This window comes from Streptomyces sp. NBC_00212, from assembly GCF_045206365.1.
Lineage (GTDB): Bacteria > Actinomycetota > Actinomycetes > Streptomycetales > Streptomycetaceae > Streptomyces.
Window position 1 is genome coordinate 6,186,566 of the sequence record NZ_CP108115.1, and the last position, 13,069, is coordinate 6,199,634.

A 13,069-nucleotide genomic window follows, 5' to 3' on the forward strand; every position below is an offset into this window, starting at 1 on the left:
AAGGGGACGCTCAGCCCACGTGGACCCGGGGACGGCGGCGCAGGTCCGGCTCGGCCCGGCGCAGCACCTCGCGGGTGACCGGGGCGACCTCGCCGTCGCCGAACACCAGGAAGCGCAGCAGATGGCTGAGCGGGTGGCCCTCGGTCCAGTTGAAGTAGGCGTGCGGCACCTCGCCGGTGCGGTCGCGCAGCTCCATCATCACGGCGGCGATGGTGTTGGGCACGACCGCGCCCTCGACGCGCAGGCGGCGCACCCCGTGCTTCTCGTCGCCGTGGACGGTGAGCTCGGTGGTGAAGTCGGAGGAGTTCTGGATGAACACCTCCAGGAACAGCACGGGCCGGCCGTCCGGGATGTGCGTCTCCTCGCGCTGGCTGTACTCCTTGGCGCGGTACTCCCGCGTCGAGTGCTCCTGCGGCTCGTTGGCGATGATCCGCAGCGGCCCGCTCTGCGCCGCCTCGTCCACGAACCGGGCGGCGCACTCGTCGAAGGTGACCGCCGTCGCCCGCAGTTCGAAGGCGCGGTGCACCCGCGAGGCGAACGACGACACCACGATGCCCACGATGAACAGCAGCGCGATCTTGATGCCGTCCGGCCGCTCGATCACGTTCGTGACCAGCGTGTACGCGAAGACCGCGGTGACCACCCCGAAGCCGAGGGCCGCGGCCCGCTTGCCGCGCCGGTGCACGGCGACCGTCGAGGCGAACGAGGCCGAGAGCATCAGGACCAGCACACCGGTGGCGTACGCGCCGCTCTGCGCGTCGACGTCGGCGTCGAACCACCACGTGATGAAGAAGGCGATCGCCGTGAAGATCAGGACCAGCGGCCGCACCGCACGCGTCCACTCGGGTGCCATGCCGTACCGCGGCAGATAGCGCGGTACGAGGTTGAGCAGGCCCGCGGTCGCCGAGGCCCCGGCGAACCAGAGGATGGCGATGGTCGAGATGTCGTACACCGTCCCGAAGCCCTCGCCGAGGTGCTGGTGGGCGAGGAAGGCCAGCGCGCGGCCGTTGGCGCCGCCCCCGGCCTTGAACTCGGACTCCGGGATCAGGATGGTCGTCGCCAGGCTGGAGACGAGCAGGAAGCCGCTCATGATGAGCGCCGCCGTGGTCAGCAGCTTGCGGGTGTCACGGACCCGGCCGGCCGGGTTGGCGTACGTGTCCGAGTCGTCGCCCTGGATCTGCGGCATGACCGCCACGCCCGTCTCGAACCCGGACATGCCGAGCGCGAGCTTCGGGAAGACGAGCAGCGAGACGCCGATCATCGCGAGCGGCGAGGAGTGCTCGGCGGTCATCGCGTCCCACCAGTTGCCGATCACGACCGGCTCGGTGGCGATCTTCCAGACGGCGGTCGAGAGGACCACGAGGTTCAGCGCCAGATAGACGCCGACGAGCGCCACCGCGATGCCGATGGCCTCCTTGAACCCCTTGAGGAAGACCGCGCCGAGGGCCGCGACGAGCGCGAGCGTGATCCAGAGGTTGGAGCCGTGCAGGAAGCTCGGGGCGAAAGGATTCTCCACGACGTGCGCGGAGGCGTCCGCGGCCGAAAGCGTGATCGTGATCATGAAGTCGGTGGCGGCGAAGCCGAGCAGCACCAGGACGAAGATCTTCCCCGCCCACCAGGGCAGCAGCCGCTCCAGCATGGCGATCGAGCCCTCGCCGTTCGGCGACTCCTTCGCGACCCGCCGGTACACCGGCAGAGCCCCGCCCAGCGTCAGCGCGATAAGCACCAGTGTCGCGAGCGGCGAGAGCAGCCCGGCGGCGAGCGCCGCGATGCCGGGCTGGTAGCCGAGCGTGGAGAAGTAGTCGACACCGGTCAGGCACATGACCCGCCACCAGCGGTGGCCCTTGTGCTCGGCCGGCGGGGTGCCGTGCGGGCCGGGGTGGCGGGCGGAGCGCTCGCTCAGCCCGTCGAGCAGCCAGCCGCGCCAGCGGCGCCGGTCGGGGGTTGCGACGGCGGTATCCGGAGGATCCACCTGGGTGCCGGTCATGCGAGGTTCTCCTAAGCCGTTCTGCCGAGCCGTGGTGCCGGACTGTTGTGCCGGGCCGTTGTGCTGGGGCCGTTCTGCGGGCAACGAGGAGCGAGTATCCACCACATCGTCACGTACGAAGCCCGCAGGGGCACCCACGGGGAGGGGACGTGCTGTAGGTCATACCGGGTGCGTAATGTGGAGGTAATCCCGCGCCTCGATACTGAGGATCCGCCCGTCGTCCCCGTTCTTGATGGGGTCATGGTGCACAGGCCGTCTGAACTGCAAGGATGTGGCTATGGACAAGCAGCAGGAGTTCGTGCTCCGGACTCTCGAGGAGCGCGACATCCGGTTCGTGCGCCTGTGGTTCACCGATGTGCTGGGCTTCCTCAAGTCGGTGGCGGTCGCCCCGGCCGAGCTGGAGCAGGCCTTCGACGAGGGAATCGGCTTCGACGGCTCGGCCATCGAGGGCTTCGCCCGCGTCTACGAGTCCGACATGATCGCCCGGCCCGACCCGTCCACCTTCCAGATCCTGCCGTGGCGCGCGGAGGCCCCCGGCACGGCCCGGATGTTCTGCGACATCCGGATGCCCGACGGCTCCCCGTCCTTCGCGGACCCGCGCTTCGTCCTCAAGCGCATCCTGGCCAAGACCTCCGACCTCGGGTTCACCTTCTACACGCACCCCGAGATCGAGTTCTTCCTCCTGAAGGACAAGCCGCTCGACGGCACCCGCCCGGTCCCGGCCGACAACTCGGGCTACTTCGACCACACTCCGCAGAACGTCGGCATGGACTTCCGCCGCCAGGCGATCACCATGCTCGAATCGATGGGCATCTCGGTCGAGTTCAGCCACCACGAGGGTGCGCCGGGCCAGCAGGAGATCGACCTCCGCTACGCGGACGCGCTCTCCACGGCCGACAACATCATGACGTTCCGCCTGGTCATGAAGCAGGTCGCCCTCGAACAGGGTGTCCAGGCCACCTTCATGCCCAAGCCGTTCTCGGAGTACCCGGGCTCGGGCATGCACACCCACCTCTCCCTCTTCGAGGGCGACCGGAACGCGTTCTACGAGTCGGGCGCCGAGTACCAGCTCTCGAAGGTCGGCCGCTCCTTCATCGCGGGCCTCCTGAAGCACGCCGCCGAGATCGCCGCGGTCACCAACCAGTGGGTCAACTCCTACAAGCGCATCTGGGGCGGCTCGGAGCGCACGGCGGGCGCCGGCGGCGAGGCTCCCTCGTACATCTGCTGGGGCCACAACAACCGCTCGGCCCTCATCCGCGTCCCGATGTACAAGCCCGGCAAGACCGGTTCCGCCCGCGTCGAGGTCCGCTCCCTGGACTCGGGCTGCAACCCGTACCTCGCCTACGCCCTCCTCCTGGCAGCGGGCCTGAAGGGCATCGAAGAGGGCTACGAACTCCCGGCAGGCGCCGACGACGACGTGTGGGCCCTCACCGACGCCGAACGCCGAGCGATGGGCATCGAACCCCTCCCGCAGAACCTGGGCGAGGCGATCACCCTGATGGAACGCAGCGAGCTGGTGGCGGAGACGCTGGGGGAGCACGTCTTCGACTTCTTCCTGCGCAACAAGAAGCAGGAGTGGGAGGAGTACCGGTCCGAGGTGACCGCCTTCGAGCTGCGGAAGAACTTGCCTGTGCTGTAAGGGAGTTGGCAGGGGGTGAGGGGCTCGCAGGGCCCCCTTGTTGATCGCCGGGGTCGGTCAGGCGAAGTACCTCTGCGCCGCCCGCACCCCCTCCGCCAGGGCCGTCACCTCCTCCGGGGTGTTGTAGACGTAGAAGCTCGCCCTCGTCGTCGCTGCCAGGCCGTAGCGGCGGGTCAGGGGGCGGGCGCAGTGGTGGCCCGTGCGGACGGCCACTCCTCGGTCGTCCAGGATCTGGCCCACGTCGTGGGGGTGGATGTCCTCGACCACGAAGGACACCGCCGAGCCTCGGTCGGTCAGGTCCGCGGGGCCGATGATCCGGACCCCAGGGATCTCGCCCAGGAGGTTCAGGGCCAGGGCGGTCAGCGTGGCCTCGTGGGCCGCTACCTCCCGCATTCCCAGGGCCTCCAGGTAGTCCACCGCCGCGGCCAGGCCCACTGCCTGGGCGGTCATCGGGACGCCCGCCTCGAAGCGCTGCGGGGGCGGCAGGAACGTCGAGCGCTCCATCTCGACCACCTCGATCATCGAGCCGCCCGTCAGGAACGGGGGCAGTTCGTTCAGCAGGTCGGCGCGGCCCCACAGGACGCCCACGCCGCTCGGGCCCAGCATCTTGTGGCCGGAGAAGGCCAGGAAGTCCGCGCCCAACTCCCTTACGTCCACCGGTCGGTGGGGGACCGACTGGGCGCCGTCCACCACCACCAGCGCGCCCACCGCATGCGCCCGGTCCGCGATCGTACGGACAGGGTTCAGCGTGCCCAGGACGTTCGACTGGTGGGTCAGGGCGACCACCTTCGTCGACTCGTCCACCAGGTCGTCGAGGCCGTCCAGGTCGAGCCGGCCGTCGTCGTTCAGGCCGAACCACGCGAGCCGCGCCCCGGTCCGCTCGGCGAGCTGCTGCCAGGGCACCAGATTCGCGTGGTGCTCCATCTCCGTCACCACGATTCTGTCGCCCGGCCCGAGCCGGCCCGCGTTCCCCAGCGCGTACGCCACCAGGTTGATGCCCTCGGTGGTGTTCTTGGTGAAGACGATCTCGTCGTCCGCCGCGCCGACGAACGCGGCGATCCTGCGGCGCGCGCCCTCGTACGCGTCGGTCGCCTCGACCGAGAGCTGATGGGCGCCGCGGTGCACGGCCGCGTTGTGGTTGAGGTAGAAGTCCCGTTCCGCGTCCAGGACCTGGAGCGGCTTCTGGGTGGTGGCCCCCGAGTCCAGGTAGATCAGCGGCGCCCCGCTGTCGAGCGTGCGGCCGAGGATCGGGAAGTCCTCGCGGACCCTGTCCACGTCGAACTCCGTCACGGTGGTCACGTCGGTCGCGTCGGTGTACGTCATCTTTCGGCGCCCCCTGCTTCTCACGCTGTATCTATTGTTTTGCCGTGAGAGGAACGTAGACCTTCTCACGGATAACGGCAAGCGTTAGCATGAGAGGCGTGGATCATGACGCGCCGCACTACCTCCATCAGCTGCCGGTTCCCGGCGAGGAACGCTTCCTCTCCCTCGCCCTGGTGAACACCCGGTTCGCGCTCAGCCACGGCCAGGTGGACCTCCTGGAGGACGCCGGCGCCGCGCGGCTCTGGCTCGTGCGTCATGAACTCCTCGCGGACCAGATAGTTCTGAGTGGCCGTCAGGCGGGGCGGCTGCGCGCGCTCCGCGAGGCGCTGCGGGAGCTCTTCGGGGCGCGGGCCGAGGGGATGCCGCCGCCCGCGCCGAGCCTGGACGCGCTCAACGCCGCGCTGGCCGCCGCGCCCCCCACGCCCCGCCTCGTCTGGACCGGCCGCGCGCCGCACCGCGCCGACGAACCCGACACCGCGAACCCGGTCGGCGCCGCCCTCTGCTCGCTCGCCGAGGACGGCGCCGACCTGCTCACCGGGGCGGACGCCGGCCAGCTCGCGCCCTGTGGGGCCCAGGGCTGCACCCGCTGGTTCCTGCGCTCCCACGCGGCCCGCCGCTGGTGCACCACCAAGTGCGGCAACCGCGTACGGGCAGCCCGCCACTACGCCGCCCGCAAGGCCGCCGACTGAACACCTCGACCCGTCAACTCACCTGCCACAGCAAGGGAATCGGTCATGCCATTCGTCACCGTCGAGTACTCCGAGCGGCTCGCCGCCACCTTCGACCGGGAGGCCTTCGCCCGTGAGGTGCACGAGGTCGCGCCCGCGTCGATCAACGCCTCCACCGAGGCCTTCAAGACCCGGTTCCGGCGCATCGAGGAGTCGTACTTCGGCGCCGCCGAGGACGACATCGACGCCGTCTTCATCCAGGTCGCGATCCTCTCCGGGCGCACCCCGAAAGCCATCGAGGAGCTGAGCGAGACCGTCCTGGAGATCGCCCGCAAGCATGTGACCGGCATCGCGGGGCGGCGGCTGCACGTCATGGTCGAGACCCGGGAGATGGAGCGGGATTTCTACCGCGCCCACAAGGAGTAGCCCGTGAAAGGGGCGTGCGTCAGCCCAGGTACGCCGGGGCAAGCCCCGCCGTCAGCAGGCGGCGGGGCTTGCCCGTGCCGTCGGCCGGGACCGTGTACAGGTCGCTGCCGTAGTCGCCGGCCAGGGAGTAGGCGACCGTGTGGTCGTCCTGCCAGACCGCCTGGTCGTCCACGCTCCTCGGCTCCGCGAGCGCGGTCTCGCGCATCGTCGCCAGGTCCAGCGCGTACAGGTGCCAGGGCGCGTCGGCGGGCCGGCCCGGCACCCGCTTCTTGTAGATGATCCGGGTGCCGTCGGGGGAGAGGGAGGGGCACTCGACGTTCGCGTGCAGAGAGGTCACCGTGCGCGCCGCGAGGTCGCCCCGTACGAGATAGGTGTGGCCGCCCGTCGCCATCGTCGCGTAGAAGTGCTGGTCGTCGGCGGCGAAGGTGACGCCCCAGAAGTTGGTGTCGGCGGCGTGGTGCTCCTTGCCGTCCAGGTAGGCCTTGAAGTCTTCGAGGGACGAGGTGAGTCGGCCCGTCCTGGTGTCGAGGACGGCGGTGCGGGTGGAGAAGTTCGTGCCCGCGTACGAGTCGCCGCCCACGAACACCGTCCAGGCCACCCAGTGTCCGCTGGGCGAGACCCGGGCGCGGGTCGGGATGCCGGGGAGGCTGTAGTGCGCGCGTTCCTTCAGCTGGGCGTCGAGGACGACCGCGCGGTACGAGTCCTGCATAGCGCCGCGCTCGGCCTGGAGGCAGATGCCCGTGCCCGCCGCCGCGTAGAAGCGCAGGCACTTCACGCCGGAGGCCGTGCGCGAGCCCGCCGGGTCGGCGGCCGGGACCGTGGCCAGCTCGTCGCGGTGCGGGCCCCATGCCATGTTGCGGAACACGATCTTCCGAGTGGCATCGGGCGTCAACGACACCTTTCCGGCGGACACCGGGGGGCCGCCGGCCTGCGTCTGGTTCTTCCGGTCCTCGCGGCCCGCCGCGTGCAGCACGGACGCGGTCGCGACTCCCGCGAGGACGGCGAGCGCCGCCACGAGGACCAGGATCTTGTTGCGCAGGGTCAAGGCCGGTCTTCTTTCGGGGAGTTCGAGGGGCGGAGCAGGAACGCGCCCACCGCGCACGCGGTCAGGACCGCCGCCGCGGTGCCAAGGGCCGTCCTGTCGCCCCACGCCGTCCAGGCCGCGCCGAACGCGATCGAGCAGACGAAGCGGGCCGTGGCCTGGCCGGTCTGGATCAGCGCGAGCCCGGAGGAGCGGAGTCCGGCCGGGACGGAACCTGCGGCCGCCGCCATCAGGACGCCGTCGGTCGCCGCGTAGAACCCGCCGTGCAGGGCCAGCGTGAGGAAGGGGAGCGCCGGGCTCTGCCAGCCGGTCAGGAGCAGGACGTACGCGAGGAGCAGGGCCGCGTGGCCGCCGAGGAACACCTGCCAGCGGCCCACCTTGTCGGCGAGACGGCCCAGCGGTACGGCGAGGAGCAGGAAGGCGGCCGCCGTGCCGAGGGGGAGCAGCGCGAACCAGCGGTCGGGCACGCCGAGCCGGTGCTGGAGCAGGAGGTAGACGAAGGAGTCGCTCACCGTCGCCAGGCCCAACAGCAAGGCTGCCAGGGTGAGTTGACGTACCGTCCGGACACGGAGAAGCGCCAGGGCCGCTTTCAGGGAGGCGCGCGGGGCGCCCTCCGGGAGGGCGGCGACGGGGGTGCGGGAGGGGACGAAGAGGAGCAGGACCAGGACGCCGACGGCCGCCACGCAGAAGCTGACCGTGAACACCGCGTCGTAGCCGTCCGCCGCCTGACGCAGGATCAGGAAAGCGGTCAGCGGGCCGAGCATGGCTCCCGCCGTGTCCATGGCCCGGTGCACCCCGAAGGCCCGGCCGCGCGATTCCGGCGCGGACGCGAGGGAGATCAGGGCGTCGCGCGGCGCGGTGCGCAGCCCCTTGCCGGTGCGGTCGGCGGCGAGCACCGCGCCGATCAGCGGCAGCGAACTCGCCACCAGGAGAAGGGGTTTGCACAGCGCGGAGAGGCCGTAGCCGAGCACCGCGACCGTCTTGTGCCGGCCGCCCCGGTCGGCGAGGTGGCCGCCGACGAGCCGGACAAGCGCGCTGAAGCCGTTGTACACGCCGTCGAGCAGGCCGAAGCCGAGCGGGGACAGGCCGAGGCCCGTCACCAGGTACAGGGGGAGCACGGCGGTGACCATCTCCGAGGAGACGTCCGTGATGAGACTGACCGTGCCGAGCGCGAACACGGTGGGGGCGATCGCCGAACGCCGCCCGGAAGTGACCCGGGCGGCGTCGGCAGCGGCAGCAGGAGTGCCGCGACTGTCCGCTACGTACACGTCAGCTTGCCCAAATCCCCGTGATGTCGGTGGAGTTGGCGGCCTGGCCGGCGTGCGAGGTGCCGTACATGTCCTCGATCGTGCGCAGCACGTTGTAGTGGTTGTACGTCGTCGAGGACGAGGAACCCGGCGTCACCGGCTGGCCGTAGAAGACCGTCGGGATCTTGTTGCCGGAGAGCTTGTTGTCCTCGTCGAAGGTGACGACGAGCAGGCTGTTGTGCGTCTTGGCCCAGGTCGCGTACGCGCCCAGGTTGTTCTTCAGCCAGGTGTCACCCGTGGAGACCGAGCAGTCGTGCATGTCGCTGCACAGGTTCGGGGTGACGTACGAGACCTGGGGGAGCGTCGAGTAGTCGGTGGGGAACTGGGCGAAGGTGTACGCCGAGGAGGTCGGCACGTTCGAGAAGCCGAACCACGGGTTGTGCTTCTGCGCGTACTTGCCGCTGGAGCAGGTCGTGGAGCCCTGGCTGGGCAGCGACTCGTTGTAGCTGGCCCACGTCTTGCCCGCCGCGATCAGCTCGGAGGCGAGGTTCGGCGCGGAGGAGAAGCCGGGGGTCACGCAGCTGTCGTCGGTGACGCCCTGCGTGGAGCCGGAGAACATGGCGTAGTAGTTCGGCTGGCTCGGGTGGGTCTCGGCGTACGAGGCCGACAGGTTCGCGCCGCCGGACTTCAGCGAGTTGATGTACGGGGCGCTGGAGCTGCCGATGACCTGGTTGTAGGCGTGGTTCTCCATGACCACGACCACCACGTGGTCGGGGGTGGGGACGCTCGCCGCGGAGGCCGCGGAGGACGTGCCGCCGAGGCCGGCCCACAGGCCGGCGGATGCGGCCACGAGGCCCACGGCGGAGAAGAGGGCGGTGCGGGTGCGGCGCGGTTTGGTCTCGCCGGACACGGCTACCTCCGGATTGAGGGGGATTGGCTGCACCCGGAGGCCGGGTGCACCCGGGGGGCGGGTTGCGGTGCACCCCGGAGGTTAGGGGTGTGCATGTCAACCCGGAAGGTGAAAGTGGGTGAAGACCCGGGGAACGTCCCGTGCCCAAAGCTGTGGCAACCCCAATAGCGACCCCTGTCCCCCTACCTTGGGGTGGATGACCAGTTCCACCCCCCACCACGGTCCTCCCGCTCCATCCGCCCCCGACCGCAGGCCCTTCTTCGACAACGCAAAGTTCCTGCTCATCGCGCTGGTCGCGCTCGGCCACAGCTGGGAGCAGGTGTTCTCGCCCCACACGCACGGACTCAGAGCCGTGCACAACCTGGTCTACGGCTTTCACATGCCGGCCTTCATCCTGCTCTCCGGCTACTTCTCGCGCAGCTTCACCGGCCGTCCCGACCAGATCCGCCGACTGCTCACCGGGGTCCTCGCGCCCTACCTGATCTTCGAGACCCTCTACAGCCTCGTCTACCACTGGCTGCGCGGCTCGGAGTTCGCGATCACGCCGACCTCGCCGACGTATCTGCTGTGGTTCCTCATCGCGCTGTTCGTCTGGCGGCTGTCCACCCCGATCTGGAACGCCGTGCGCCACCCGGTCGCCATCGCGGTCGTCGTCTCGCTCGCCGCGGGCACCACCGTGATCGGCGAGGACCTGGCGCTGCCCCGGGTCCTGATGTTCCTGCCCTGGTTCGTCCTCGGGCTCAGGCTGCGCCCCGAACACTTCGCCCGGCTGCGCACCCGCACGGCCCGCCGCATCGCGGTGCCGGTCTTCGTCGGCGCTCTCGCGCTCGCCTATCGCCTGTCACCGGCCCCGAGCGACGACTGGCTGTCGATGGACGTCGGCAACGGCGCGCTGCACGTCTCGCCCGTCCGGTATCTGCTGCTCAGGCTGGCCCTGTTCGCGGTGAGCGCGCTGCTCGTGGGGTCGTTCCTGGCGCTGGTGCCGGGGCGCCGGATGTGGATCACGGCACTGGGCGCGGTCACCCTCTACCCGTATCTGCTGCACGGGATCCTGATCCGGGTCGCCCAGCACTACGGGTACTTCCGCGTCGTACGGGAGTCGGGGCTCGCGGGCCAGCTGGTGCTCAGCGGGCTCGCGGTGGGGGTGGTCGTCCTGCTGTCGACGCCGCCGGTGCGGGCGCTGGCCCGGCCCCTGGTGGAGCCGCGCCTTCCGGGGTGGCTGGTGCCCAGGACCCAGGCGCCCGTGCCCGCTCCCGTCCCGAAGACGGCCGCCGAGCGCGAGAAGACGCTGGCGCGCTGAGTGGTTGCCGACGGCCTTGCCGAACAGTCCGCCGCGGTCAGTTCGCGGCGGGCTTCCAGGGGGAGGCCGGGCCTTCGGCGCCCGCGGTCTGCGTCCAGTACAGCCGGCCGTCCAGGCCGATCGCGGCCGCCGCGGTGTCCTCGCCGTCGGCGACGGACGAGGGCGAGCCGGTGAACAGGATGCTGCCGTCGGACTTCCACTGCGGGTCCTCCGCGCCCGGCTCCAGGGTGGCGAGCGCGCCGGACGCGGTACGGCCGGTGAGCAGTGGGCCCGCCACGCCGACCGTGCCGTAGCCGGACGTGTCGCCGAGGTCGGTGGCCGCGGACGGGGTCACGCCGGTGAACAGCACGCTCTGGACGTTGCCCGAGTCCACCTTGCGGAAGTACACCCGCACCCCGTCGCCCTCCGGGCGGGCGGACAGGCCCGTCGTGTTCGGCGGCAGCTTCGTTTCGGTGGCGCGCGCCGGCACCGGCTCGCCCGCCTTCGGCTGCGCCCAGGTCAGCACCGTCTTCGGGGTGCTGGAGAAGACGTGGACGCGGCCCGCGCCGTCGGTGGTGGCGACCGGGTCGCCCGCCATGTTGACACCGCCGTGGACGGCCCACGGGGTCCAGGCGCCGTCCTCGGCCAGGTTCGCCGAGTACAGCTGGCGGTCGCCGCCGCGCAGGAACACCGAGAGCTTGCCGGTGCCGTCCACCGCCGCGGTCGGGGTGGACATGTCGAACACGCCGTTGGTGCCGCTGTGGTCGGGCGAGCCGAGCGAACGCCACGGGCCGAAGTCCCCGCCCGGCGTCGTCTGGACCGCGGCCACGACCTCGCGGCGGTAGTCGGTCAGCTCGGCGCCGAACAGGGTGCGGGTGCCGAACACCGCGAGCCGGCCGTCCGGCAGGCGCGTCGCGCTCACACCGGAGTCCATGCCGTCGCCGGGCAGCATCCTGGGCTCGCCCCAGGATGCTGCGCCCGGCGCCTTGTGCCACACCGCGAGGCGCTGGTCGAGCACGCCGAACGCCCACAGGCTCCCGTCCTTGCCGGACTGCAGCCAGGAGGTGGAATTGGTGCGGGAGTAACGGACCGACTGGGCCCAGCCGTTGCCGTACGGGCGGACCGACACCTTGCGGTCGCCGCAGCCGGCGGCGCTGTCGCAGTAGTTGTCGTTCGGGTTCATCCAGGCGTACGTCTTGACTATGTCGGCCTTGGCGTCGGCGGCCGGCTTGGCGAAGGTGTGCGGCAGGTAGCTGGTGTTGTAGCCGAAGTACGTCTGCACGCTGAAGTTCGGGTGGTTCACGGACTTCGCGTACAGCTGGAGCGCGGCCTGCGCGAAGCGGGCGCTGTAGATGTGGTCCTGGTGGTCCACGATCTTGTGCAGCTTGCCCTCCTTGCCCGGGGTCGGGTCGAGGGTGCGCACGTGGGTGGGGCGGAAGCGCTCCATCAGACCGGCGAGGGTCTTGACGACCTGCTCCTTCGTGTACGTGAAGGGCTTGGCCGGGCTGCCGGAGGCTATCTGCGAGGTGAGCGTGTCGACCTGGCCGTTCCACAGGCCGCGCAGGCTGTGCGGCTGGTTGCCGTTGATGCTGCCGGCCTCGCGCAGCTGCACCCACACCAGGTGGATGTCGGGGCGGGCGTTCAGGGTGTCGACCTCGGCGGTGCCGCCGCCTGCGGTGGCTATGGAGGTGCGGGTCCACGAGCTGCCCCGGTCGCCGGTGGCCATCTGCGCGTACGCCCCGCGTATGCCGTTCTGGCGGGCCTCGGAGTACTTCGCCTTGTCGACCAGGGGCTTGGGGCCGCCCGGCTTCTTCGGCGGAGGCGCGTTCACGCCGTCCGCCTCGCCGGCCGTGACGTACACCGACGTCATGGGGCGGCCCGAGCGCAGCGACTGGCCGGTGTCCGGGTTCATGAAGAACAGGTCGTCGTCCGGGTGGGCGATGACCTGCATCACCGAGCCGGTCGCGGGCCGCACCGGTCCCGACGCGGCCGCCGCGGGCGTGCCCGAGGCGTGGCTGCCGGGGGTGTCCGAACCCTCGGTGTCGGACATCGCGAATTCAGCGAAGACGCCGCCCGTGATGAGCACGGCGGCGAGCGCGGAGCCGGCGACGGCGCCACGGCGGGACAGCAGCGCGGAGCGCAGCGGCAGCCTGGACTTCATGGGTACGGTCTTTCGGTGCGGGCGGCCTGGGCGGCCGAGGTCGGTGCGTGAGCACTGCCTCGCCGAAAGCCCGGTCGTGAGTGCTCGATCAGAGCTGGTCAGAACCTGATCGGCAAGGAAGACGAAAGGTCCAAGAATCGGGTTCATTTGGACTCGATGGCAAATCGTGTGGCCTCGATCACCCCGAATTACCCCTATATCGCCTCAAATCCGACACATGCCCTCGTGAACTGGGCGTGAGGAGGGGGCGGTTCGCCTGCGAAATGTCCGGAACGTTGCCCTATGTGGATGGGGCGTCACCTGTGGTGAGGGACGTTGGGGGTGGCCGTCAGGGCCGAAGGTCCTGTGCCGCCCGGCCCTCGCTCCGGTGCCGGACGCCCCTTCCGG

General features: G+C 70.6%; 10 protein-coding genes. 4 read left to right on the forward strand and 6 right to left on the reverse strand.

Features of this window, described 5'->3' with window-relative positions:
* Positions 1-10: 10 nt before the first annotated feature.
* Positions 11-1,987, reverse strand: a complete 1,977-nt coding sequence (locus tag OHA17_RS28250; RefSeq protein WP_406508900.1) for an amino acid transporter — start codon at positions 1,985-1,987, stop codon at positions 11-13.
* A 277-nt stretch (positions 1,988-2,264) separates the two neighbouring features.
* Here OHA17_RS28250 and OHA17_RS28255 point away from each other — a divergent pair, with 277 nt between their 5' ends.
* Positions 2,265-3,626 carry a glutamine synthetase family protein gene (locus tag OHA17_RS28255; protein ID WP_406508901.1) on the forward strand — a complete coding sequence of 454 codons (1,362 nt, stop codon included), beginning with the start codon at positions 2,265-2,267 and terminating at the stop codon, positions 3,624-3,626.
* 57 nt (positions 3,627-3,683) lie between these two features.
* Here OHA17_RS28255 and OHA17_RS28260 read toward each other — a convergent pair whose 3' ends face one another.
* Complete coding sequence (locus OHA17_RS28260) at positions 3,684-4,949, reverse strand: cysteine desulfurase (RefSeq protein ID WP_406508902.1); 1,266 nt, start codon at positions 4,947-4,949, stop codon at positions 3,684-3,686.
* Positions 4,950-5,038: 89 nt separating this feature from the next.
* Between OHA17_RS28260 and OHA17_RS28265 the strand changes: the two genes are divergently transcribed.
* Together OHA17_RS28265 and OHA17_RS28270 are read left to right on the forward strand one after the other, a co-directional pair.
* Positions 5,039-5,638, forward strand: coding sequence for a CGNR zinc finger domain-containing protein (locus OHA17_RS28265; RefSeq protein WP_406508903.1), 600 nt, complete (start codon positions 5,039-5,041; stop codon positions 5,636-5,638).
* 45 nt (positions 5,639-5,683) lie between these two features.
* Positions 5,684-6,043: a 5-carboxymethyl-2-hydroxymuconate Delta-isomerase gene (locus tag OHA17_RS28270; RefSeq protein WP_406508904.1), complete on the forward strand. Its 360-nt coding sequence runs from the start codon at positions 5,684-5,686 to the stop codon at positions 6,041-6,043.
* 19 nt (positions 6,044-6,062) lie between these two features.
* On the opposite strand, the gene OHA17_RS28275 is transcribed toward OHA17_RS28270, so the two are convergent.
* The 3 genes from OHA17_RS28275 to OHA17_RS28285 are packed head-to-tail and all read right to left on the reverse strand — an operon-like array spanning position 6,063 to position 9,242.
* The gene (locus OHA17_RS28275; protein WP_406508905.1) at positions 6,063-7,088 is read right to left on the reverse strand and encodes a TolB family protein; all 1,026 of its coding nucleotides are present in this window, start codon (positions 7,086-7,088) and stop codon (positions 6,063-6,065) included.
* On the reverse strand, positions 7,085-8,353 hold the full coding sequence (locus OHA17_RS28280) for an MFS transporter (RefSeq protein ID WP_406508906.1): 1,269 nt from the start codon (positions 8,351-8,353) through the stop codon (positions 7,085-7,087). Before OHA17_RS28280 ends, OHA17_RS28275 begins: the two co-directional genes overlap by 4 nt.
* A gap of 1 nt (position 8,354) precedes the next feature.
* Positions 8,355-9,242: an alkaline phosphatase family protein gene (locus OHA17_RS28285; protein WP_406508907.1), complete on the reverse strand. Its 888-nt coding sequence runs from the start codon at positions 9,240-9,242 to the stop codon at positions 8,355-8,357.
* Between the two features lie 196 nt (positions 9,243-9,438).
* Here OHA17_RS28285 and OHA17_RS28290 point away from each other — a divergent pair, with 196 nt between their 5' ends.
* Positions 9,439-10,542: an acyltransferase family protein gene (locus tag OHA17_RS28290; RefSeq protein WP_406508908.1), complete on the forward strand. Its 1,104-nt coding sequence runs from the start codon at positions 9,439-9,441 to the stop codon at positions 10,540-10,542.
* 37 nt (positions 10,543-10,579) lie between these two features.
* Here OHA17_RS28290 and OHA17_RS28295 read toward each other — a convergent pair whose 3' ends face one another.
* The gene (locus tag OHA17_RS28295; RefSeq protein WP_406508909.1) at positions 10,580-12,682 is read right to left on the reverse strand and encodes a PIG-L family deacetylase; all 2,103 of its coding nucleotides are present in this window, start codon (positions 12,680-12,682) and stop codon (positions 10,580-10,582) included.
* Positions 12,683-13,069: the final 387 nt, after the last annotated feature.